Origin of the sequence: Diaphorobacter limosus, from assembly GCF_033100095.1 — a bacterium.
In the GTDB taxonomy this organism is placed as follows: domain Bacteria; phylum Pseudomonadota; class Gammaproteobacteria; order Burkholderiales; family Burkholderiaceae_C; genus Alicycliphilus; species Alicycliphilus limosus.
Map to the genome: position 1 here is coordinate 1205150 of NZ_CP136921.1, position 21119 is coordinate 1226268.

General features: G+C 65.1%; 22 protein-coding genes. 16 read left to right on the plus strand and 6 right to left on the minus strand.

Annotated features, from left to right (window positions below; genetic code table 11):
* The first annotated feature begins 11 nt into the window (after positions 1-11).
* From lptF to P4826_RS05870, 6 genes are all read left to right on the plus strand, one after another.
* Positions 12-1100, plus strand: a complete 1089-nt coding sequence (gene lptF, locus P4826_RS05845; protein WP_317702961.1) for an LPS export ABC transporter permease LptF — start codon at positions 12-14, stop codon at positions 1098-1100.
* Entirely contained in the window at positions 1097-2203 is a 1107-nt protein-coding gene (gene lptG, locus P4826_RS05850) for an LPS export ABC transporter permease LptG (RefSeq protein ID WP_317702962.1), read from the plus strand. Before lptF ends, lptG begins: the two co-directional genes overlap by 4 nt.
* Before the next feature lie 34 nt (positions 2204-2237).
* Positions 2238-2618 (plus strand): sirohydrochlorin chelatase, encoded by a 381-nt coding sequence (locus tag P4826_RS05855; RefSeq protein ID WP_317702963.1) that lies wholly within the window; start codon positions 2238-2240, stop codon positions 2616-2618.
* A 66-nt stretch (positions 2619-2684) separates the two neighbouring features.
* Entirely contained in the window at positions 2685-3626 is a 942-nt protein-coding gene (locus P4826_RS05860) for a CysB family HTH-type transcriptional regulator (protein WP_317702964.1), read from the plus strand.
* Positions 3627-3702: 76 nt separating this feature from the next.
* The gene (locus tag P4826_RS05865) at positions 3703-4794 is read left to right on the plus strand and encodes a pyridoxal phosphate-dependent aminotransferase (protein ID WP_425605257.1); all 1092 of its coding nucleotides are present in this window, start codon (positions 3703-3705) and stop codon (positions 4792-4794) included.
* 15 nt (positions 4795-4809) lie between these two features.
* On the plus strand, positions 4810-5937 hold the full coding sequence (locus tag P4826_RS05870; protein ID WP_317702966.1) for a VanZ family protein: 1128 nt from the start codon (positions 4810-4812) through the stop codon (positions 5935-5937).
* Positions 5938-6267: 330 nt separating this feature from the next.
* Here the strand turns inward: P4826_RS05870 and P4826_RS05875 are convergent, their stop codons facing one another.
* On the minus strand, positions 6268-6570 hold the full coding sequence (locus tag P4826_RS05875) for a putative quinol monooxygenase (protein WP_007182542.1): 303 nt from the start codon (positions 6568-6570) through the stop codon (positions 6268-6270).
* A gap of 66 nt (positions 6571-6636) precedes the next feature.
* Between P4826_RS05875 and P4826_RS05880 the strand changes: the two genes are divergently transcribed.
* Both P4826_RS05880 and P4826_RS05885 read left to right on the plus strand, forming a co-directional pair.
* Positions 6637-7650 (plus strand): GlxA family transcriptional regulator, encoded by a 1014-nt coding sequence (locus P4826_RS05880; RefSeq protein WP_317702967.1) that lies wholly within the window; start codon positions 6637-6639, stop codon positions 7648-7650.
* A gap of 228 nt (positions 7651-7878) precedes the next feature.
* Positions 7879-8943, plus strand: coding sequence for an alkene reductase (locus P4826_RS05885; protein ID WP_317702968.1), 1065 nt, complete (start codon positions 7879-7881; stop codon positions 8941-8943).
* A 341-nt stretch (positions 8944-9284) separates the two neighbouring features.
* Here P4826_RS05885 and rng read toward each other — a convergent pair whose 3' ends face one another.
* Complete coding sequence (gene rng, locus P4826_RS05890; RefSeq protein ID WP_317702969.1) at positions 9285-10772, minus strand: ribonuclease G; 1488 nt, start codon at positions 10770-10772, stop codon at positions 9285-9287.
* Between the two features lie 77 nt (positions 10773-10849).
* Complete coding sequence (gene cobA, locus P4826_RS05895) at positions 10850-11674, minus strand: uroporphyrinogen-III C-methyltransferase (RefSeq protein WP_317702970.1); 825 nt, start codon at positions 11672-11674, stop codon at positions 10850-10852.
* Positions 11675-11850: 176 nt separating this feature from the next.
* Here cobA and P4826_RS05900 point away from each other — a divergent pair, with 176 nt between their 5' ends.
* The 8 genes from P4826_RS05900 (at position 11851) to P4826_RS05935 (ending at position 19155) form a co-directional block, all read left to right on the plus strand.
* Positions 11851-12198 (plus strand): c-type cytochrome, encoded by a 348-nt coding sequence (locus P4826_RS05900; RefSeq protein WP_317702971.1) that lies wholly within the window; start codon positions 11851-11853, stop codon positions 12196-12198.
* On the plus strand, positions 12195-13403 hold the full coding sequence (locus P4826_RS05905; protein ID WP_317702972.1) for a cytochrome D1 domain-containing protein: 1209 nt from the start codon (positions 12195-12197) through the stop codon (positions 13401-13403). The genes P4826_RS05900 and P4826_RS05905 overlap by 4 nt, the downstream gene beginning before the upstream one ends.
* Positions 13404-13406: 3 nt before the next feature.
* On the plus strand, positions 13407-14438 hold the full coding sequence (gene ahbB / locus P4826_RS05910; RefSeq protein WP_317702973.1) for a siroheme decarboxylase subunit beta: 1032 nt from the start codon (positions 13407-13409) through the stop codon (positions 14436-14438).
* Positions 14425-14901 carry an Lrp/AsnC family transcriptional regulator gene (locus P4826_RS05915; RefSeq protein ID WP_317702974.1) on the plus strand — a complete coding sequence of 159 codons (477 nt, stop codon included), beginning with the start codon at positions 14425-14427 and terminating at the stop codon, positions 14899-14901. The genes ahbB (P4826_RS05910) and P4826_RS05915 overlap by 14 nt, the downstream gene beginning before the upstream one ends.
* Positions 14891-15370 (plus strand): siroheme decarboxylase subunit beta, encoded by a 480-nt coding sequence (gene ahbB / locus P4826_RS05920; RefSeq protein WP_317702975.1) that lies wholly within the window; start codon positions 14891-14893, stop codon positions 15368-15370. Before P4826_RS05915 ends, ahbB (P4826_RS05920) begins: the two co-directional genes overlap by 11 nt.
* Positions 15371-15373: 3 nt before the next feature.
* Entirely contained in the window at positions 15374-16588 is a 1215-nt protein-coding gene (gene nirJ / locus P4826_RS05925) for a heme d1 biosynthesis radical SAM protein NirJ (RefSeq protein WP_317702976.1), read from the plus strand.
* A gap of 174 nt (positions 16589-16762) precedes the next feature.
* Positions 16763-18280 carry a cytochrome D1 domain-containing protein gene (locus tag P4826_RS05930; protein ID WP_425605230.1) on the plus strand — a complete coding sequence of 506 codons (1518 nt, stop codon included), beginning with the start codon at positions 16763-16765 and terminating at the stop codon, positions 18278-18280.
* A gap of 149 nt (positions 18281-18429) precedes the next feature.
* Positions 18430-19155, plus strand: coding sequence for a Crp/Fnr family transcriptional regulator (locus P4826_RS05935; protein WP_317702977.1), 726 nt, complete (start codon positions 18430-18432; stop codon positions 19153-19155).
* Between the two features lie 11 nt (positions 19156-19166).
* Here the strand turns inward: P4826_RS05935 and P4826_RS05940 are convergent, their stop codons facing one another.
* Genes P4826_RS05940 through rsfS form a run of 3 tightly spaced genes read right to left on the minus strand, consistent with a single transcriptional unit; the run spans position 19167 to position 21094 of the window.
* Positions 19167-19784: a Maf family protein gene (locus P4826_RS05940; protein ID WP_317703721.1), complete on the minus strand. Its 618-nt coding sequence runs from the start codon at positions 19782-19784 to the stop codon at positions 19167-19169.
* A gap of 60 nt (positions 19785-19844) precedes the next feature.
* The gene (gene rlmH, locus P4826_RS05945; protein ID WP_317702978.1) at positions 19845-20312 is read right to left on the minus strand and encodes a 23S rRNA (pseudouridine(1915)-N(3))-methyltransferase RlmH; all 468 of its coding nucleotides are present in this window, start codon (positions 20310-20312) and stop codon (positions 19845-19847) included.
* Positions 20309-21094 (minus strand): ribosome silencing factor, encoded by a 786-nt coding sequence (rsfS, locus tag P4826_RS05950; protein WP_317702979.1) that lies wholly within the window; start codon positions 21092-21094, stop codon positions 20309-20311. The genes rlmH and rsfS overlap by 4 nt, the downstream gene beginning before the upstream one ends.
* Positions 21095-21119 lie beyond the last annotated feature (25 nt).

Consider the following 21119-nt stretch of genomic DNA (forward strand, 5'->3'; position numbering starts at 1 on the left):
CCTTCGAGCCAATGTTATTCGATTCATCCATACGCAAGGAGCTGGCCCGCAGCTTTGGCGCGACCCTGGTGGTGCTGATCACCGTGGTCATGACCATGATCCTGATCCGCACGCTGGGACAGGCCTCGCGCGGCAGCGTGGCACCGGCCGACGTGATGCTGGTGATGGGTTTCACGGTGCTCGGGCAGCTGCCCACCATCCTCAGCCTGAGCCTGTTCATCACCGTGGTCGGCACGCTGTCGCGCATGTACCGGGACAGCGAAATGGTGATCTGGTTCTCGGCCGGGCGTGGCCTGATGAGCCTGCTGGCGCCGCTGCTGCGTTTTTCCTGGCCCGTGCTGCTGGTGATTGCAGCGCTGTCGCTTGTGGTCTGGCCATGGGCCAACCGGCAGATCCAGGAGCTCAAGACCCAATACGAACAGCGCAGCGATGTGGACCGCATTGCACCGGGAGAGTTTCAAGAGTCTGCCAACGGCGCACGCGTGTTCTTCATCGACAAGGACACACCCGACGCGAATGCCGCCAACAACGTGTTCATTGCCACGCGCGAGCAGCGGGGCGAGACCGTGACATCCGCCCAAAGCGCGCGCCTGGAGATACGCAGTGGCGAGCGCATCGTGTTGCTGCGCAACGGCCAACGGCTTGAAACCGCGCCAGACAAACCGGGGCTGCGCATCAGCGAATTTGCCGAATACGGCACCTTGATCGGCGGCGGCCCACAGGGCGGCACAGACGCCGGCGCCATCAAGACCCGCGACACCTGGGATCTGGCGCAAGACCCGCAGTCTCAGGCCGAACTCGGCTGGCGCCTGGGCAGCACCCTTGCTGCCCTCAACTTCATCGTGCTGGGCCTGGCCGTGGCCATCGTCAATCCGCGCGCCCATCGCAGCACCAGCCTGGTGCTGGCGCTGCTGGCCTTCATGGTGTACTACAACCTCATGACCGTGGGTCAGGCCTGGGTGGGCGCCGGCCGGGTAGGCATGCTGCCCTTTCTGCTGGCGCTGCATGGCGGCACGCTGGCGCTGGGTTTGCTGCTGGTGACCGCCAGGCACAACCATTGGTCGCTGCGCGCCCTGCTGCCACGCGGGAGCGCTGCATGAGAACCATACGCCGCTTCATCTATCGCGAGGTCGTGGTCAGCGTGGCCTTCGTCACCCTGGCCTTTCTGGCGCTGTTTTTCTTCTTCGACCTGGTGGATGAGCTGCGCTGGGTCGGGCGGCTGGGCATGGGTTACCAGCTCACGCATGCCCTGTTGTTCGTGGCGCTGGGTCTGCCACAGCACCTGTATGAACTGCTGCCGATCACGGTGCTGATTGGCACCATCTTCGTCATGGCCAGGCTGGCGCAGAGTTCGGAATTCACCATCATGCGTACCAGCGGCCTGGGGCCCTGGCGAGCACTGAGCACCCTGCTGTTGCTGGGCTGCGCCTTTGTCGCGCTCACCTTCGCCGTGGGCGACTACCTGGCTCCGATCAGTGAACGTGCGGCCGCCCTGGTCAAGGCGCGCGGCCAGGGCCAGATCAGCACCGGGGCCACGGGCGCCTGGCTCAAGGAGCGCGAAGGCGATCATTCCTTCGCCGTGAATGTCGGCGCCATCGACGGCAACGGGCGCATGCGCGGGGTACGCGTATTCGAGTTCGATGAACGCGGCCGTATCGCCTCCACCACCACCGCCGAACAAGCCGAGTTTGCCGACAGTGGCGCGGGCTGGAATCTGCAGCAGGTGCAGCGCACCGTATTCGAGCAGCAGACCGATGGCGACATGACCGTCACCAAGCTGCAGGAGCCGCGCTTGCTGTGGCAGACCCGCATCAGCCCGGACATGGTGGCGGCCTCCCTGCTCAAGCCCGACAAGATGGCGACCATCGAGCTGTTTCACTACATCCGCCACCTGGAGGCCAACGGCCAGGCCGCGCAACGCTATGAGATCGAGTTCTGGCGCAAGGTGTTCTACCCCTTGAGCTGTCTGGTCATGGTGGTGCTGTCGCTGCCCTTTGCCTACCTGCATTTCCGCTCTGGCGGCATTGCGGGCTATGTGTTTGGCGGCGTCATGGCGGGCATCAGCTTCTTCCTGTTGAACAACGTCTTCGGCTTTGCCGGCAACCTGCAGAACTGGTCGCCCTGGCTGACGGCGGCGGCGCCTGGCCTGATCTACAGCGTGCTGTCGCTCGCGGCCTTTGGCTGGCTGGTGCTGCGGCGCTAGAGAGTCTTTTAAGTGTTTTCGGCCTCTACCACCCATGCAACAATCGCAATTAGCTATTATTTTACTAGCACACGGCTCGCGTGACCCGCTGTGGCGCCGGCCCATAGAGGCCGTAGCCGCCCGTATCCAGACAGACCAGCCCCGGCTGTTGGTGCGCTGTGCCTACCTGGAGCTGTGCGCGCCCGACCTGGCCGGCGCCGTGGCCGAGCTGGCGACGCTGGGCGCGACCCAGATCACCATTGCCTCCCTCTTCCTTGGTGCGGGCCGCCATGTGCGCGAGGATCTTCCCCGCATGGTGCAGGATCTGGCCCACAACTTCGGACACTTGCAGCTACGGCTGCAGCCCCCGATAGGCGAAGATGCGCGCATGACCGCGCTGATGGCCGACATTGCCTCCCAGAGCATTGCCAGCTGAGCCATAAGACGCCCAATCATTAGATTCATGCAACATAATGACGCGATTCTTTAGCCGTCATTCGATATGAACCTTCACCAATTCCGCTTCGTTCAAGAGGCCGCCCGTCGCAACCTCAACCTGACGGAGGCCGCCAAGGCGCTGCACACCTCGCAGCCGGGGGTATCCAAGGCCATCATCGAGCTGGAGGATGAGCTGGGCGTGGACATCTTTGCGCGCCATGGCAAGCGGCTCAAGCGGGTGACCGAACCCGGCCAGCATGTGCTCAAGAGCATAGAAATCATCATGCGCGAGGTCGGCAACCTGAAGCGCATTGGCGAGCAGTACAGCGCCCAGGACAGCGGCACCCTGGCGATTGCCACCACCCACACCCAGGCGCGCTACGTGCTGCCCGTGCCCGTGGCCAGGCTGCGTGAGGCCTACCCCAAGGTCAACATCAGCCTGCACCAGGCCACACCGCACGAGGTGGCGCGCATGGTGATCGACGAAGTGGTCGAGATCGGCATGGCCACCGAATCGCTGGCCGACTATCCCGACCTGGTCACCCTGCCCTGCTACGAATGGCAGCATGTGCTGGTGCTGCCTCCGGCCCACCCGCTGGCGGGCAAGGAACGCATAGGGCTGGAGGACATCGCGCACGAGGGGCTCATCACCTACCACCCATCCTTCACCGGTCGCGGCAAGATCGACCAGGCCTTCGCCACACGCAAACTGCAGCCGCGCATCGTGCTCGAGGCCATCGACTCCGACGTGATCAAGACCTACGTGCGCCTGGGTCTGGGCATAGGCATAGTGGCCGAAATGGCCGTGCGCGACGACCCCGTGGGCGACCTGGTGGTACGCCCCGTGGGCCACTTGTTTGGCCAGAGCGTGGCACGCGTGGCGTTCAAACGCGGCGCCTACCTGCGCAACTTCGTCTACAGGTTTGCCGAGCTGCTCAGCGACCGCCTGAGCCGCGAGTTGATCGCCCGCGCCATGACCGGCCATGTCAACGACTACGAACTCTGAACAGACCGTGAAGCAACTCACACCGCCCGCCTTTCCCAGCCGCCTGCCGAACGTGGGCACGACCATCTTCACCGTCATGTCGGCCCTGGCGGCCGAGCACCAGGCCGTCAACCTCGGCCAGGGCTTTCCCGACTTCGCCTGCGACCCGGCGCTGACGGATGCCGTCACCCGCGCCATGCAAGGCGGCCATAACCAATACCCGCCCATGGCCGGCATTCCCGGCCTGCGTCAAGCCATAGCTACAAAAATAGAAGCGCTTCACGGCCGCCAGTACGACGCAAACGCCGAAATCACCATTACGGCTGGCGCCACCCAGGCCATCCTCACGGCCATCCTGGCCTGCGTGCAGCCGGGCGACGAGGTGATCGTGCTGGAGCCCTGCTACGACAGCTATGTGCCCAACATCGAGCTGGCCGGCGGCGTGGTGGTACGCGTTCCGCTCACGCCGGGCAGCTTCCGGCCCGATTTCGCAAAGATCGCCGCCGCCATCACGCCGCGCACCCGCCTGCTCATCATCAACAGCCCGCACAACCCCAGCGCCACCATCTGGACGGCCGAGGACATGCGCGCGCTCGAAGACCTGCTGGCCCCCACCAACATCCTGCTGATCAGCGACGAGGTGTACGAGCATATGGTGTTCGACGGCGCGGAGCACCAGAGCGCCGCGCGCTTTGCCGGTCTGGCGGCGCGCGCCTTCATCGTCTCCAGCTTCGGCAAGACCTTCCACGTCACGGGCTGGAAGGTGGGCACCGTGGCCGCGCCGGCGGCCATGACGGCGGAGTTCCGCAAGGTGCACCAGTTCAACGTGTTCACCGTCAATACGCCCATGCAGTACGGCCTGGCCGAGTACCTGCAGGACCCCACGCCCTATCTGCAACTGCCCGCCTTCTACCAGGCCAAGCGCGACCTGTTCCGCCAGGGGCTAGCGGGCTCGCGCCTGAAACTGCTGCCCAGCACCGGCAGCTACTTCCAGTGCGTCGATATTTCCGCAGTCAGCGACCTGAGCGAAGCCGACTTCTGCCAATGGCTCACGCGCGAGATCGGCGTGGCTGCCATTCCGCTGTCAGCCTTCTATGGCGACGGTTTCGATCAGCGCGTGGTGCGTTTTTGCTTTGCCAAGAAGGATGAAACGCTGCGTGCGGCAATAGAGCGCCTGCGCCGGCTGTAAACCCACGGGCCTGCCATGCGCGCCATCCTGCTGCTGATTGCCGTAATGATCAGCTACGGCTCGCTCTACCCGTTCCACTTCGCGGCCAACCACCATTGGCTGGCGGAAGCTGCCGGACTGTTCAGCATGCCCACGCTGCGCATGGGCCGCGGCGATCTGGTCGGCAACCTGCTGCTGTTTGTCCCATATGGGCTTGTTGCGGCTCTGCATGTCGATACACGCAGGCCAGTGCGTGCCAGCGGCACACTGGCCCTGCTGCTCGGTCTGGGCCTGCTGCTGGCGCTCGCCTTGCAACTGGCGCAGATCTGGGTGCCCAGCCGGGTACCAGAACTCAACGATGTCATAGCCAATGGTGTCGGCATGCTGCTCGGCACCCTTGCCGGATGGGTGGCACGCAGTCTTTTTCCCAACGCTGCCATGCAGCTGCCGCGTGCGCTGGCACCCGCCATGCTGATGCTGCTTTGGATCGGCTATCAATGGACTCCGCTGGTACCAACGCTGGATCTGCAGAACATCTTGAACGCGCTGAAGCCCCTGGTGCACTCGCCCCAGGTCGATGCCGTGCGGGCCTTGCACACGACCCTGGCCTGGCTGGCCTTCTTCAAACTGTGGGAGCTCGCCGCTGGCAAAACCCTGTCCACCCCGGTCATGGCGATGGCGGCCCTTGGCATCGTCGGCGCCAAGTTGTTCATCGTCGGCGCCAGCATCTCAGCGACGAATGCGCTCGCGCTGGGCCTGGCCCTGGTTTGCCTGCCCTGGCGCCAGCACGCCATGGCCGTGCCGGTGCTGAGCATCGCCATGTTCATCAGCCTGGCGGCCTCGGGCCTGGCGCCGTATGAACCGCTGGGCCAGGCGCAGGCGTTCCACTGGATTCCGTTCACCGGCATGCTGCAAGGAAGCATGGGCACCAATCTGCTGAACCTGGCCGAGAAGAGCTTCTTCTATGGCGCCTTGATCATGCTCATCGGAGCTCCGCTCAGCGGCCCCCTGGCCGCGGCCGGCATGGTCGCGTTCTTCCTCGGCTTGATCGAGGCGGCCCAGCTCTTTCTGCCCGGCCGTGTCGCGGAGTCAACCGACCCCGTGCTGGCCCTCATCCTCGGCCTGGTGATACGGCTGCTGTCGGTTCGCGGAAAACCGGCCTGACGCTTACAGCAGCACGATGTCGTACTGTTCTATTCTTGCAATTTAATTCATTTCATTTCAATAACTTGCGAAAGTTTTACCCAAAAAAAATCAGCCTAACTACACATTTAGCTACACACCAGCCATACATGTTGATTCGACAAACCTTTTCCCATGGTTTGCCATGATTTGACCGCATCAAGGCCAAGCCCTGCGGGTGGACTACGTCCAGCCTTGACCCGGTCAAATCATGGCGGCGAGACACCCCACGCCATCTGCCCCAGCTTTGCAACTTCCACACGAAACGACGAGGAGCCTGCACCGTGACCTGATTGGGTCAAGGCCGAGTTGTCATGCAGGCAGTTTGGCTGCAAGCAGTTCGACCTTCTCGATATTGGGCGGAGAACTGAGCAAGGTCGCTGCGTTGGCCATCAAGGCCGCGGCGATCTGGCCGTTCAGATGTGCTTGGCGACCTGCCTCATCGGCAAAGGCATCGAACACACCAAACGTCGAAGGGCCAAACTTCAATGCGAACCAGGCCGTGGTGCCGGACTCGGCGTTGGCGAGCGGCAGTGCGCTGGCCAGGAAGTCGGCAAGCGCAGCCTCCTGGCCGGGTTTGGCTTCGAGGCGAACAAACAGGGCGAGCTTGGTCATGATGTATTCCTTTGGGTAAATGGAAAAGTGGGTGAAGGGATCGACGAGACTGCAGTCTAAGTCTTCATGACAGACATCTCTATAGGCAAGAATGACAACATTGATATCATTGTTGCCATGAAACTCCACCTCCTTGTTTGTGATGGCGTGTTTGATCTGGGGCTTGCGGCGCTCACTGACACAGTGGGCTTAGCCAATGCGATGGCGGGCTCGCTGCCACAGGCTCCCGCGCACATAGAGCTCACGCTGGTGGGCGTGCGGCGTCGCATCCGAACTGCGCAAGGCTTGACGGTCCCCGTGGTCACTGCGCATGGTGTGCCCGAACCAGACGTCGTGCTCGTGCCAGCGTTTGGCGACAAGATGCCTGACACGCTCTCGGCTCGACTCACACGCCCCGATGTGCCCGACGCGGTCGCGGCGCTACAGCACTGGTCCACCGCTGGCGCGCACCTTGGTGCCGCTTGCTCCGGTAGTTTCTTGCTTGCAGAGAGTGGCCTGCTTGATGGGCATCGTGCGACGACGTCATGGTGGCTGGGGCCGATGTTTCGGCAGCGCTATCCGAACGTCACGCTGGACGAGTCACGCATGATCGTGAACTCGACACGCTTCACCACCGCGGGTGCCGCTTTGGCCCACGTCGACTTGGCCTTGCGCATCATCCGAGGGCGCAGTCCGGCGCTGGCGGCCCTGGTGGCACGCTATCTGCTGGTCGAGACACGCAGTTCGCAAGCCGAGTTCGTGATTCCCGACCACCTTGCGCATGCCGACCCGATGGTGGAGCGCTTCGAGTGCTGGGCCAGACGTCGGCTCGCGCAGGGGTTCTCGCTGGCCGAGGCGGCCAGCGCCGCGGGCACAAGCGAGCGCACCTTGGCGCGGCGGCTGCAAAGCGTTTTGGGAAAGACACCGCTGTCGTATTTCCAGGACCTGCGCGTGGAGCATGCCGTCCATCTCTTGCGCACCGGGAACGCCAGCGTCGACCAGGTCGCCGCACAGGTCGGGTACTCGGATGGGGTGACCCTGCGGGCCCTGTTGCGCCGCAAGCTGGGCCGGGGTGTCAGGGAGTTGCGACGAGGTGGATGACCAAAGGCGTTTGGTGCATGTACGGCTGGAGACCGCCGCGAAACTGTCGGAAGCAAAGGCTTACCCACTTGCGTCTACTACATCGTGCGTTGGGTGCAAAAGCACCAGCCGTGCCAAAGCAGTCTTCAGTGACCTTTCAAAGTTCAGAGACCTTTCAAAGTTCTGAGTATTGGGAATACTGTTAGCTTTACCACTGTTTTCTGTTCACTAATCTGGCTTTTCATCCACATGCTATTCAATCCACTTCAAGTAGGTTCTCTCACCCTGCCCAACCGCATCCTTCTGGCACCGCTGACCCGCACCCGTGCCGACGCTGGCCACATGCCCAACGCGCTGATGGCCGAGTACTACAGCCAGCGAGCCACCGGCGGCCTGCTGATTTCCGAATGCACCATGGTGGCGCCCGGTACATCGGCCTTCGTCAATGAGCCTGGCATCTACAACGACGCGCAGATTGCAGCCTGGAGGCAGGTGACCGACGCGGTGCACGCCAAGGGCGGACGCATCTTCATGCAGATCTGGCACGCTGGCCGCGCAGCCTACCCTGGCGCTGCCGATGGCGCCCCCATTGTCTCCAGCAGCGCCACCGCTATTGAGGGTGAGATTCACACGCCCCAAGGCAAGGTGCCGCACGCGGTGCCCCGCCCCCTGACCGCCGAAGAGATTCCCGGCATCGTGGCTGCGTTTGCCCAAGGCGCACGCAACGCCATTGCCGCCGGCTTTGATGGTGTGGAAGTGCACGGCGCCAACGGCTACCTGATCGACCAGTTTCTGCGCGATACGCCCAACCAGCGTACCGATGCCTATGGCGGTTCGCTGGAAAATCGTGCACGCTTGCTGTTCGAGGTACTCACCGCCGTGACCCAGGCCATCGGTTCCGAGCGTGTGGGTCTGCGCCTGTCGCCACTCAACAGCTACAACAGCATGAAGGACAGCGATCCGCTGGCCCTCATCGGTTTCTTGGCCGACAAGCTCAACGCCTTCAAGCTGGCTTACCTGCACGTGATGCGGGCCGACTTCTTCGGCGTGCAAAAGGCCGATGTCATGCCCGTAGCGCGTGAGAAGTACAAAGGCGTGTTGGTGGGCAACATGGGCTACAGCGCTGACGAAGCCGAGGCGGCCATCGCCGCAGGCAAGCTTGACGCTGTGGCCTTTGGCACCGCCTTCCTGGCTAACCCGGACCTGCCCACACGCATCAGGGCCAAGGCACCGCTGAACGCGCCTGACACCAACACGTTCTACTCAGGTGGCGCCAAGGGCTATACAGACTATCCGACACTGCAGGTCGCGTAAATCACCGCCCCAGAAGACCGAAGAAACGAGCCACTTTATACCCAAGGCTCTGCCCTTCGATCTTGCGAAGCTGTGAATCGATGGCGTCTACCGAGTGTTGTGCGCCATCCACTGCTTCAACTGCAGATCGGACAGCAACCCACTTTTGATCGCCATATCAGTGCTCCTGGCGCCACGCGGGGGCCGGGTCCAGCGCACCGGCTAGCTACCCACGCAGCTACCCAAAATTGTTGCGAACTGATGGGGCCGGAAGGGACAGCATGAAATGCTTGCCTGACGAAATCTCCTTTAACGACAGTAACTTACGTATGGCGAATGGGACGGTGTGAGCCCCCCAACGATCACAGCAGAACAATGTCGTACTGCTCCTGCCCAATGGTGCTTTCCGCCTGCAGCGAGATCGGCTTGCCGATGAAGTCCGACAGGCCCGCCAGGTGCTGGCTTTCTTCATCAAGAAACAGATCCACCACCTGGGGCGAGGCGATCACGCGGAACTCACGCGGGTTGAACTGGCGCGCCTCGCGCAGCACCTCGCGCAGGATGTCGTAGCACACGGTGCGCGCGGTCTTGACCTCGCCCACGCCATGGCAATTCGGGCAGGGCTCGCACAGCATATGGGCCAGCGACTCGCGCGTGCGTTTGCGCGTCATCTCCACCAGTCCCAGCTGCGAAAAACCTCCCACCATGGTCTTGACGCGGTCGCGCGCCAGCTGCTTCTTGAACTCGGCCAGCACGGCCGTCTGGTGATCCTCGCGCAGCATGTCGATGAAGTCGGCAATCACGATGCCGCCCAGGTTGCGCAGCCGCAGCTGGCGCGCAATCGCGCCCGCCGCCTCCAGGTTGGTCTTGAAGATGGTGTCGTCAAAGTTGCGCGCACCGACATAGCCGCCGGTATTCACATCTATGGTGGTCAGTGCCTCGGTCTGGTCCACGATCAGGTAGCCGCCGGACTTCAGGTCCACGCGCCGACCCAGGGCGCGGGCAATCTCCTCGTCGATCGAGTACAGGTCGAAGATGGGCCGCTCGCCCTTGTACAGCTGCAGCTTGGCCGCCGCCTGCGGCATGAATTCACGGCCGAACTGCGCCAGCAGCGCAAACTGCTCGCGTGAATCCAGGCGTATGGTCTGCGTCTGCTCGCCCACCAAGTCACGCAGCACGCGCTGCAGCAGGCTCAGGTCCTGGTACAGCAGCGAGGTCGGCGGGCGGCTCAGCGCCGCCTGGCGGATGCCGGCCCAGGTCTTGCGCAGGTAGGCGATGTCCTCGGCCAGTTCCTCGTCGCTCGCGTCCTCGCCATTGGTGCGTAGGATGAAGCCGCCACCACCGCCCGTGGACTTGTCGCCCACCAGTGCCGCCAGGCGCGCGCGCAAGGCGTCGCGCTCGTCCTGCGGGATCTTTTGCGACACGCCGATATGGTCGTCCTGCGGCAGGAACACCAGCAGCCTGCCGGCAATGCTGATCTGCGTGGACAGGCGCGCCCCCTTGCTGCCTATCGGGTCCTTGATCACCTGCACCATCAGCGCCTGGCCCTCGAAGACCTGCTTTTCTATGGGCAAGGGTGGCTCGCCCTTGCGCGCGAACATCGGCGCCTCGCCACCCTCCTGGCGCTGCCAGACATCGGCCACATGCAGGAAGGCGGCGCGCTCCAGGCCGATGTCGATGAAGGCCGACTGCATGCCGGGCAACACGCGCGAGACCTTGCCCAAGTACACGTTGCCGACCAGGCCGCGCTCCAGGGTGCGCTCCACGTGCAGCTCCTGCACGGAGCCGTTTTCCACCACCGCGACGCGTGTCTCCTGCGGTGACCAGTTGATCAGAATGTCTTGTTGCATGGACTTCGCCAAATGAGGCGCCCATGATGCCTGAAACGCGCCCTGGCCACGGCGCCACACAGGCCGACTGAACCGCCTTACAGCACGGCCGCCTGCATGCCCCGCATCAGCTGCGGCTGCAGCCCGACCACCTCACCCACCACGATCAACGCAGGCGCACGCACCCGATGCTGCTGCGCCAGTTGCGGCAAATCCTGCAGCGTGCCGGTGATGCAACGCTGGCCGGGCAGCGAGGCCTGCTCCACCAGGGCAGCCGGTGTCTGTGCCGGCAGGCCATGGCGCACCAGCTCGCCGCAGATGGTGGGCAGATTGCCCACGCCCATGTAGATCACCACGGTCTGGCGCGGGCGTGCCAACGCCTCCCAGTCCAGGGCCAGCTCGTTGTCCCCACGCAGATGGCCCGTGGCAAACACCAGCGTGGCGGCATGGTCGCGATGCGTCAGCGGAATGCCTGCGCAGGCGCCCGCACCCTGCGCCGCGGTGATGCCGGGAACCACCTCGAAGGCAATGCCGGCCTCGGCCAGGGCCAGGGCCTCCTCGCCGCCGCGACCAAAAATGAACCCATCTCCGCCCTTGAGCCGCACCAGCGAACGCCCGCTGCGCGCCAGCCGCACCATCAGGTCGATGATGGACTCCTGCGGCAAGGTGTGGCGCGATGCCTCCTTGCCAACGTAGATCAGGTCGGCGTCTTCCGCGACGTAGCGCAGCACCTCCTTGCCCACCAGGTTGTCATACAGCACCAGTCGCGCCCCACGCAGCGCCTTGACGGCGCGCAGCGTCAGCAGCTCCGGGTCGCCGGGGCCGGCGCCGACCAGTGTCACGCGCCCCTGAGGGGCAGGCCCATCGGGCGTATCCGTGACGGGAGCGGCTGTGAACCAGCGCACATCTTCTATGAAGCTCATGTCTGCCTTTCCTGGGCTGATCGTGGTGTGGGCTCCATTGTTCAAAGAGTGCAAAGGATTCGTCGTCAATCAAAGTCAAGGACAGCTTGCAGCCTCAGCGGCGACCATGCCGCCATTCGCTTCAAAACTTGCAGTGCGCGCACAGCAGCGCATCCGCTCACGACCCAGTCCAAACCATGAACAGAACAGCAATCCTGGCCATCAGCCTGACGCTGACCGCAGCGGCAGCCGGCGCGCAAACAACAGCTGCCCCGGCGCCGGAACGCACGGCGCAGCTGGTGCGCATGGTGCGCCAGGACTGCGGCTCCTGCCATGGCATGCAGCTCACGGGCGGTCTGGGCCCGGCGCTCACGCGCGAAGCCCTGGTCGCCAAGCCCCCCGAATACTTGGCCGCCGTCATCACCCACGGCATTCCCGGCACCCCCATGCCACCCTGGAGCGCCCTGCTCACGCCGGGCGAGGCGCAGTGGATAGCCCAGCAACTGGCCAACGGATTCCCCGAAGAAAGAAAGCAGAGTCGATGAAAAGGCGTTCCCTGCTGTCACTCACCGCTGGCGCGTCGCTGCTGGCCGGTGGTTGCGCAGCCACCAAGACCCCGCCCGCCACCGCCGCAACCGACGCCGTCCAAGGCACGGGTGACATCGGCGTGGTCATCGAGCGCGCCGCTGGCGCGCTCACCCTGGTCAACACCAGCCGGCGCGAGGCCATTGGGCGCGTGCAAGGCCTGGGCGACCTGTCCCATGCCTCGGTGGTGTTCTCGCGCGATGCGCGCTACGCCTTTGTCTTCGGCCGCGACGGCGGCCTGACGCGCGTGGACATGCTGCAGCAACGCATCACGCACCGCGTCATGCAGGCCGGCAACTCGATAGGCGGCGCCATCAGCGCCGACGGCCGCCTGGTGGTGGCGCAGAACTACCAGCCTGGCGGCATCAAGGTGTTCGACGCCGCGACGCTGGAATTGCTGGCCGATGTGCCCGCCAGCATGCCCGGCGGCGAGCGCTCGCGCGTCGTGGGGTTGGCCGACCTGCCCCAGCACCGCTTCATTTACAGCCTGTTCGACGCCGAGGCAATCTGCATCGCCGACTGCAGCAACCCGCGCCAGCCACGCATCACCACCCTGCAGGGTATTGGCCGCCAGCCCTACGACGCCCTGCTCTCGCCGAACGGCCGCCACTACATCGCCGGCCTGTTTGGCGAGGATGGCCTGGCCATGGTCGATCTGTGGGAAGAGCAGCCGCGTGCGCGCCGCATTCTTGGCGGCTACGGGCGCGGCGAAAAGCCCCTGCCGGTGTACAAGATGCCGCACCTGCGCGGCTGGGCCATGGCCGGTGGCCGCGCCTTCCTGCCCGCCATTGGCCGGCACGAGGTGCTCGTCGTCGATACCAGCACCTGGGCCGAGGTGGGCCGCATCCCGGTGGCCGGGCAGCCGGTATTCGTCATGGCACGGCCCGATGGACGCCAGGTGTGGGTCAACTTCTCGGTACCCGACTACAACCGCGTGCAGGTCATAGACACCGTGAGCCAGCGCGTGGTGCAGACCATAGAACCCGGCAAGGCCGTGCTGCACATGGAGTTCACCCCGCGCGGCGAATCGGTGTGGATCAGCTGCCGCGACGACAACCGGGTGCAGGTCTACGACACGCATACCCGCGAGCTGCAGGCCAGCCTGGCCGTGGATGCGCCCAGCGGCATCTTCTTCACGGCACGCGCACAGCGCATGGGGTTCTGATCCATGCAGCACAAGGATCTCGATCACGCCTTGCTCAACCCCTGGCAACGTGATTTCCCGTTGCAGCGCGAGCCCTTCGCCGTCATAGGCCAGTGCCTCGGCCTGGACGTTGCCCAGGTGCTGGAGCATTACACCCGCCTGCAGCGCCAGGGCAGCCTGAGCCGCATCGGCGCCGTGTTTGCGCCCGGCGCGGGAGGGGCCTCGCTGCTCGCCGCCATGGCAGTACCACCCGACAGGCTGAACGCGGTGGCCGCCGTCGTCTCCAGCCACCCGGGCGTGAACCACAACTACGAGCGCGAACATACGACCAACCTGTGGTTCGTCGCCACCGGCCGCGATGCGGCGCAGGTGGAGCAGTTGCTGCGCAGCATAGAGGCCGAAACCGACCTGCCGGTGCTGCGCCTGCCCATGCTGCGGCCCTACCGCATAGACACCGGCTTTGACCTGCGCGCCAGCCAATCGCGCGCCAGCGGCGCAACCCACTGGGCACAAACACCGCTGCAAGCACATGACAAGCCCCTGGCGGCACTGGCCGAGCAAGGGCTGGCGCTGGTGGACAGGCCCTATGACCTGTGGGCCGAGCAGCTGGGGCAAGGCGTGGATGACGTACTGGCGCAGCTGCAGCGCTGGTTGCAGCAAAAGACGCTGAGCCGCTTTGGCGTCGTGGTGCGCCACCACGAGCTGGGCTACACGGCGAACGCGATGACGGTGTTCGACGTGCCCGAAAGCGAGGTCGATGCCTGTGGCGAGGCCCTGGCGCAAATGCCTGGGGTGACGCTCGCCTACCAACGCGCACGCGCCGGCGACTGGCCCTACAACCTGTACTGCATGGTGCATGGACGCGACCGCGACAGCGTGCGTGCCACCGTGGCCCAGGCCGTGGCGCATGCCGGCCTGGCACACAGGCCCCATGCCATGCTTTTCTCGCTGCGCCGCTTCAAGCAGACCGGTGCCAGGCGCTTTGCTGCGCACACCACACACCTGGCAGCGCATTCCTGCCACACGCCAGCCGGAGCACCCCATGCTCACCCCTGACGATGCCCGTTTGATCAACCACCTGCACGGCGGCTTTCCGCTCGTCGATCGACCCTTTGCCGCCGTGGCCGATCAGCTGGGCTGGAGCGAAGAGCGCGTCATAGAGCGCCTGCACCAACTCTTGGCCCAGGGCGTACTCACGCGCTTCGGGCCGCTGTTCCAGATCGAACGCGCGGGTGGCCAGTTCGTGCTCGCTGCCATTGCCGTGCCCGAGGAGCGCTTTGACGCCGTCAACCTGGTGGTCAACAGCTTTCCCGAAGTGGCGCACAACTACCGGCGCACGCACGCGCTCAACATGTGGTTCGTCGTCGCCGCCGAATCGCCGGCGCTGGCGGCTGATGCGATCGCGCGTATCCAGGAGTCGGTGGGCCTGCAGGTGCTGGCCTTCCCCAAGGAAGAAGAATATTTCGTCGAGCTGCGCCTGCCGGCGCTGCCGACCGCCGGAGAAGCCCATGGCGCTTGATGCCTTCGACCGCGCCCTGATCGCTGCCACGCAAGGCGGCCTGCCGCTGGTGGCGCGCCCCTACGAGGCCGTGGGCGCCATGCTGGGCGCCAGCGGCGAGCAGGTGCGCGCACGCCTGACGCAGATGCTGGAGCACGGCCTGATCCGGCGCATAGGCGCCGTGCCCAACCACTACCGCCTGGGCTATACCGCCAACGGCATGAGCGTGTGGGACGTGGCCGACGAACAGATCGCCGAACTGGGGCCGCGCGTGGCCGATCTGCCGGGCGTCAGCCACTGCTACCGCCGCCCGCGCCACCTGCCCGGCTGGCCCTACAACCTGTTTGCCATGCTGCACGGCACCAGCCGCGAGGCCGTCGCGCAGCAGGCGCAGGAGATCGTGCAACTGCTGGGCCCCGCCTGCCGCAGCCACGACATCCTGTATTCCACGGCCATCTTGAAGAAAACCGGCCTGCGTTTGAAGGACTAAAGAATGTTTCGCATCAGCCAATACATGCGCGAACTGGCGCAAGCGCAAAGCACCGGCGTCTACCCGGTAGTCAAAGACCGCAAGGCGCGCGGCCCGGTCGTGATCTGGAACCTGATCCGCCGCTGCAACCTGACCTGCAAGCACTGCTATGCCCTGTCGGCCGACCACGATTACGCCGGCGAGCTGCTGCTGCCCGAGGTGTTCACGGTGATGGACGACCTCAAGGCCTTCGGCGTGCCGGCGCTGATCCTCTCGGGCGGCGAGCCACTGTTGCGCCCCGACATCTTCGAGATCTCGGCGCGCGCGCGCGAGATGGGCTTCTACACCGGCCTGTCGACCAACGGCACGCTGATCGACGCGCTCATGGCGCAGCGCATTGCTGAGGCCGGTTTTGACTATGTCGGCATCAGCCTCGATGGCCTGAAGGCCACGCACGACAAGTTCAGGCGCCTGGAGGGCGCGTTTGACCGCAGTCTTGCCGCCATCGGCCACCTGGACAAGGTGGGCGTCAAGGTCGGCCTGCGCTACACCATGACCGCCATGAACGGCCACGACCTGCCGGCGCTGCTGGATTTGATGCAGGAGGTGGGCGCGCACAAGTTCTACTTCTCGCACCTGAACTACGCCGGGCGCGGCAACATCCACCGCGATAAAGACGCGCACCACCAGGCCACGCGCGCAGCCATGGACATGCTGTTTGACCGCGCCTGGGCCGCCGCGCAGGCCGGCAGCATGGATGACTACGTGAGCGGCAACAACGACGCCGACGGCCCCTACCTGCTGCAATGGGTGCGCCAGCACCTGCCGCAGTGGGAGGACGCCTTGCGCGCGCGCCTGGTCGCCTGGGGCGGCAACGCCAGCGGCCAGCAGATCGCCAACATCGACAACCTCGGCCATGTCCACCCCGACACCATGTGGTGGCACCACGACCTGGGCTGCGTGCGCGATCGCCCCTTCTCGCAGATCTGGAACGACGTGAGCGACCCGCTGATGGCCGGCCTGAAACAGCGCCCGCGCCCGGTCCAGGGCCGCTGCGGCGGCTGCCAGCACCTGGCCATCTGCAACGGCAACACCCGCGTGCGCGCGCAGCAGCTCACCGGCAACTTCTGGTTTGAAGACCCGGGCTGCTACCTGAGCGACGCCGAGGTGGGGGCCGCGTCCACTCCGTTCGAGCCGGCACCGGCGAAACGCCGGCGCATTGAGGTGGTGACGGCGTAACCGGTTTGACTCCTTCGCCCCCTTGGGGGAGAGGGCTGGGGTGAGGGGGTGATGCCAGAGCATAGCCCCTGTTGAAGACCCTCACCCCTGCCCTCTCCCGCAAGCGGGAGAGGGAAAAATACCGGGTAGCAACCGCCAACAAAGCGTGAGTAGCTATTATTTTTGGAGCATCCCTTGTCCCCCCGCTTCCTCCCCGCCGCCCTCCTCGGCCTGCTTTTGGCCACCCCGGCCCTGGCCCAACCCAACGCCGCCGCCCTCTACCAGCAGCACTGCGCCAGCTGCCACGGCGCGCAGCGCACCGGCCTGATGGGCCCGGCGCTGCTGCCCGAGAGCCTGGAGCGCACGCGCCCTGCCGAGGTGCTGCGCGTCATCACCGAGGGCCGCCAGGCAACGCAGATGATGGGCTTTGCCGAGCAGCTCTCGCCCCCCGAGATCAAGGCCCTGGCCGACTGGGTGCGCACGCCCGTGGTGCCGGCGCCGCGCTGGGGCGAGGCCGATATCCGGGCCTCGCGCATCGCCACGCCGCTGCCTGCCGACGAGCCCGTCAAGCCGAAGTGGGACGCCGACCCGATGAACCTGTTTCTCGTGGTCGAGGGGGGCGACCATCATGTCTCGCTGCTCGACGGCGACCGCTTCGAGGTCATCACCCGCTTTGCCAGCCGCTACGCGCTGCACGGCGGGCCGAAGTTCACGCCCGACGGGCGCTATGTGTTCTTCGGCTCGCGTGACGGCTGGATCACCAAGTACGACCTGTGGCGTCTGGCCGTGGTGGCCGAGGTGCGCGCCGGCCTGAACATGCGCAACGTGGCCGTGAGCGGCGACGGGCGCTGGGTCATGGCGGCCAACTACCTGCCGCACAGCCTGGCGCTGTTCGACGCCGATCTGAACCTGGTGACAACCTACGACGCGGCGACGCAGGACGGCAAGAGCAGCTCGCGCGTGTCCGCGGTGTACGACGCCACGCCGAGGAACAGCTTTGTCGTGGCGCTCAAGGATCTTCCCGAGATCTGGGAGATCTCCTACGACCAGAAGACCCCCGCCACCCCCAAGAGCCAATGGGGCGTACGCCGTACCCTGCTCGAAGAGCCGCTCGATGATTTCTTCTTTGACCAGAGCTACCGCCACGCGCTGGGCGCCACCCGCCCCAAGGCCGGGGGCAGCGCCAGCGCCCAGGTGGTGAGCCTGGACATGCGCCGCAAGGTCGCCGACCTGCCCATTGCCGGCATGCCGCACCTGGGCTCAGGCATCACCTTTGCCTGGAACGGCACCACGGTGCTGGCCAGCCCGAATCTGGGCGGCGGCGCGGTCGATGTGATCGACATGCAGAGCTGGAAGACCGTACGCACCATCCCCACGCCGGGTGCCGGCTTCTTCATGCGCAGCCATGAAAACACCCCCTACGCCTGGACCGACTCCATGATGAGCAAGGACGGCAAGGACAGGCTCACCATCATCGACAAGCGCACGCTGACACCGGTAGCCGAAGTGCGCGAACCCGGCAAGACGCTGGCGCATATCGAGTTCACGCGCGACGGCCGCTACGCCCTGGCCAGCCTGTGGGAGATGGATGGCGCCGTCATCGTGTACGACGCACGCAGTTTCAAGGAGGTCAAGCGCCTGCCCATGGCCAAGCCCGTGGGCAAGTACAACGTCTGGAACAAGATCACGCGCAGCGAAGGCACATCCCATTGAACGGATCGCCGACTAGGCTGCCCAGATCACAGGCATTCATGAGCCCCTGAGCGCATGGATGCCAGCCAATTGGCAGAAGAATTGACACATATCAGGGAAACGCTGTCCTGCTGTATCTCGCCCTAGGGTTTACAAGAACAATACGCCCCATGAATATTCGGCAATTCAACATCCCGCACTACCTGTCCACGCTGCCCGCGTTCCAGGAAATGACGCCTGCCGAGCTGGAGCGCCTGGCCACCGGATGCCGGCTGCGCCGTTATGCGCGGGGGATCAGCATTTACCGCGTGGGCATGTCCTGCGAGGAGTTCCACGTAGCCGTGAAGGGCCAGGTCAAGCTGTACGCCATTTCCCCCGCCGGCCAGGAAAAGGTGGTTGAGCTGGCCGGCCCCGGCATGTGCTTTGGAGAGGCGTCGATGTTCAGCGACCAGCTCTATATCCTGAATGCCGAGGCCTTGACCGACTCCATCATCCTCAGCGTCGGCAAGGCTGCGGTGGTGCGTGAAATCGAAGCCGACCCGCGCTTTGCCATGCACATGCTGAGCGGTATTTCAAGGCGCATGCACGCCCTGGTGCAGGATGTGCAAGCCTATGCGCTGCACTCCGGCATGGAGCGCGTGATCGGCTACCTCCTGCACTCGCTGCCCGAAGAGGGCACATACCACGTCACCTGCAACCGGTCATGCAACGAGGCCATGGCGCTCAACGTGTCGCTACCGGTCAGCAAGGCCACTATCGCCTCCAGGCTGTCGATCACGCCCGAGTATTTCTCGCGCGTGCTGCACGACCTGGAAGAAGCGGGCCTGATTCGCCGCGACAAGCGCGACATCCATATCCCCGATACCGCGCGGCTGGCCAGCCACACGCTGCAATAGGCCCCTGGCGCTCAATCGCGCAACACACCCGCGGCCCGCAGCAGCTGCGCGGTTTCAAACAGCGGCAGTCCCATGATGCCGGTGTAGCTGCCGTTGATGTTTTGCACATACTGCGCCACCGGCCCCTGTATGCCATAGGCGCCGGCCTTGCCCATGGGTTCACCACTGGCGACATAGGCGGCAATCTGCGCCTCCGTCATGACGGCAAAGCGCACCCGCGACACGGACAATGCCGCCAGGCGGCGATCGCCCGCCTGCAGCGCCACGGCGGTGAGCACCTGGTGCTCGCGGCCGGACAGCTCCGCCAGCATGCGCGCCGCATCCTGCGCGTCCTCGGGCTTGCCATAGATGCGCTCGCCCAGGGCGACCGTGGTGTCAGAGCACAGAATCGGCGCCAGCGGCAGGCCACGGCGCTTGTGGCGCGCGACGGCGGCGTCCAGCTTGAGGGCGGTGACGCGCTGCACGTAGGCCGCTGGGGCTTCGCCGGCTTGTACCGCCTCCAGCCCTTCAGCATCCTCCGGCGCGTCACCCACGGCATTGGGCAGCAGCAGTTCGTGGCGCACCCCCAGCTGGGCCAGCAGCTGGCGCCGGCGCGGGCTTTGCGAGGCGAGGTAGATGAAATCGGTAATCATAGGTAAAAACAGCCTCCAGCACCCATGTAGCAAGCGCAAGCAGCTATCAAAACAGGATCATTCCCGATGATAGGGGTGGCCGGCATTCACCGACCAGGCGCGGTACAGCTGCTCGATCAGCAGCACGCGCACCATGGCATGCGGCAAGGTGAGGTCGGACAGGCGGATGCGCTCATGCGCGGCCTGGCGAAAGTCCGGATCCAGCCCGTCGGGCCCGCCGATGACCAGGGCCACGTCGTCGCCGCCCAGCTGCCAGCCCTTGAGGCGCTCGGCCAGGGCCTTGGTGGTCAGGCTGGTGCCGCGCTCGTCCAGGGCCACGACGCGCGTGCCGCGCGGAATGGCGGCTTCGATACGCTCGCGCTCGGCGGCATACAGCGTCTGCAGCGTCTTGGAGCCGCGTGGCTCGGTCTTGATGGCCTTGAGCTGCACCTTCAGCTCGGGCGGAAAGCGTTTGGCGTAGTCGTCGTAGGCGCTCGCGGCCCAATCGGGCACGCGCTGGCCCACGGCCACGATCAGCAGCCTCATGCCTTCTTGCGTGCGGGTGCCTTCTTGGCTGCAGGCCTGGTGCTTGCTGCCTTGGCGGCAGGCTTGCGCGCCGTGGCCTTGGCGGCGGCCTTGGGCGGCGCCTGCTTGGCCGCGGGCTTGTTGACGACCACGGTCTTCACTGCCGCCTTGAGCGCCGGCTTCTTGGCCGCCACTGGCTTCTTGGCCGCCACTGGCTTCTTCACGGCCACGGTCTTGCCGGTGGCCTTGGCTGCGGGCTTGGCGCTGGCGGGCTTGGCTGCGGCCTTGGCCGGTGCCTTCTTGGCCGCTGCCTTGGCCGGCGCACTCTTCGCCACAGGCTTGGCGGCAGCCTTCTTTGCCGCCGGCTTGCGCACGGGTGCACCGCTCGCGTCTTCCGAGGCCATGATCTTGCGCGGCTTGGCCGCACCCAGCTTCATGCGCACGGGCTTGTCGCCCCAGATCTCTTCCAGGCGGTAGTACTGGCGGATGGCCGGCTGCATCACATGCACCACGGCCTGGCCGCAGTCCACGATGATCCATTCGCCGTTTTCCTCGCCCTCGGTGCGGGGCTTGACGAAGCCGGCCTCGCGCACGGCATCACGCACGCTGGCGGCCAGGGCCTTGGTCTGACGGTTGGAGCTGCCGGTAGCGACGATGACGCGCTCAAACAACGGCGAGAGATGTTCGGTGTTGAAGACCTGGATGTCTTGCGCCTTGACGTCCTCCAGTCCATCGACGATGGCGCGCTGGAGCTTGGTGACGTCTTTCTTGGCGGCGGTTTCCGATTGGGGGGAAGTGGTCATCAGGGGGTCTTCAATAAAAAGATGG

Coding starts and splice junctions, on each gene's coding strand:
- P4826_RS05915 (WP_317702974.1), top strand. CDS start 14,425: ATGCTCACCCCTGACGATGCCCGTTTGATCAACCACCTGCACGGCGGC.
- rlmH (WP_317702978.1), bottom strand. CDS start 20,312: ATGAGGCTGCTGATCGTGGCCGTGGGCCAGCGCGTGCCCGATTGGGCC.
- P4826_RS05880 (WP_317702967.1), top strand. CDS start 6,637: ATGACAGACATCTCTATAGGCAAGAATGACAACATTGATATCATTGTT.
- P4826_RS05935 (WP_317702977.1), top strand. CDS start 18,430: ATGAATATTCGGCAATTCAACATCCCGCACTACCTGTCCACGCTGCCC.
- P4826_RS05860 (WP_317702964.1), top strand. CDS start 2,685: ATGAACCTTCACCAATTCCGCTTCGTTCAAGAGGCCGCCCGTCGCAAC.
- cobA (WP_317702970.1), bottom strand. CDS start 11,674: ATGAGCTTCATAGAAGATGTGCGCTGGTTCACAGCCGCTCCCGTCACG.
- ahbB (WP_317702975.1), top strand. CDS start 14,891: ATGGCGCTTGATGCCTTCGACCGCGCCCTGATCGCTGCCACGCAAGGC.
- rsfS (WP_317702979.1), bottom strand. CDS start 21,094: ATGACCACTTCCCCCCAATCGGAAACCGCCGCCAAGAAAGACGTCACC.
- ahbB (WP_317702973.1), top strand. CDS start 13,407: ATGCAGCACAAGGATCTCGATCACGCCTTGCTCAACCCCTGGCAACGT.
- lptF (WP_317702961.1), top strand. CDS start 12: ATGTTATTCGATTCATCCATACGCAAGGAGCTGGCCCGCAGCTTTGGC.
- P4826_RS05885 (WP_317702968.1), top strand. CDS start 7,879: ATGCTATTCAATCCACTTCAAGTAGGTTCTCTCACCCTGCCCAACCGC.
- P4826_RS05875 (WP_007182542.1), bottom strand. CDS start 6,570: ATGACCAAGCTCGCCCTGTTTGTTCGCCTCGAAGCCAAACCCGGCCAG.
- P4826_RS05865 (WP_425605257.1), top strand. CDS start 3,703: ATGTCGGCCCTGGCGGCCGAGCACCAGGCCGTCAACCTCGGCCAGGGC.
- rng (WP_317702969.1), bottom strand. CDS start 10,772: ATGCAACAAGACATTCTGATCAACTGGTCACCGCAGGAGACACGCGTC.
- P4826_RS05905 (WP_317702972.1), top strand. CDS start 12,195: ATGAAAAGGCGTTCCCTGCTGTCACTCACCGCTGGCGCGTCGCTGCTG.
- P4826_RS05870 (WP_317702966.1), top strand. CDS start 4,810: ATGCGCGCCATCCTGCTGCTGATTGCCGTAATGATCAGCTACGGCTCG.
- P4826_RS05855 (WP_317702963.1), top strand. CDS start 2,238: ATGCAACAATCGCAATTAGCTATTATTTTACTAGCACACGGCTCGCGT.
- P4826_RS05900 (WP_317702971.1), top strand. CDS start 11,851: ATGAACAGAACAGCAATCCTGGCCATCAGCCTGACGCTGACCGCAGCG.
- lptG (WP_317702962.1), top strand. CDS start 1,097: ATGAGAACCATACGCCGCTTCATCTATCGCGAGGTCGTGGTCAGCGTG.
- nirJ (WP_317702976.1), top strand. CDS start 15,374: ATGTTTCGCATCAGCCAATACATGCGCGAACTGGCGCAAGCGCAAAGC.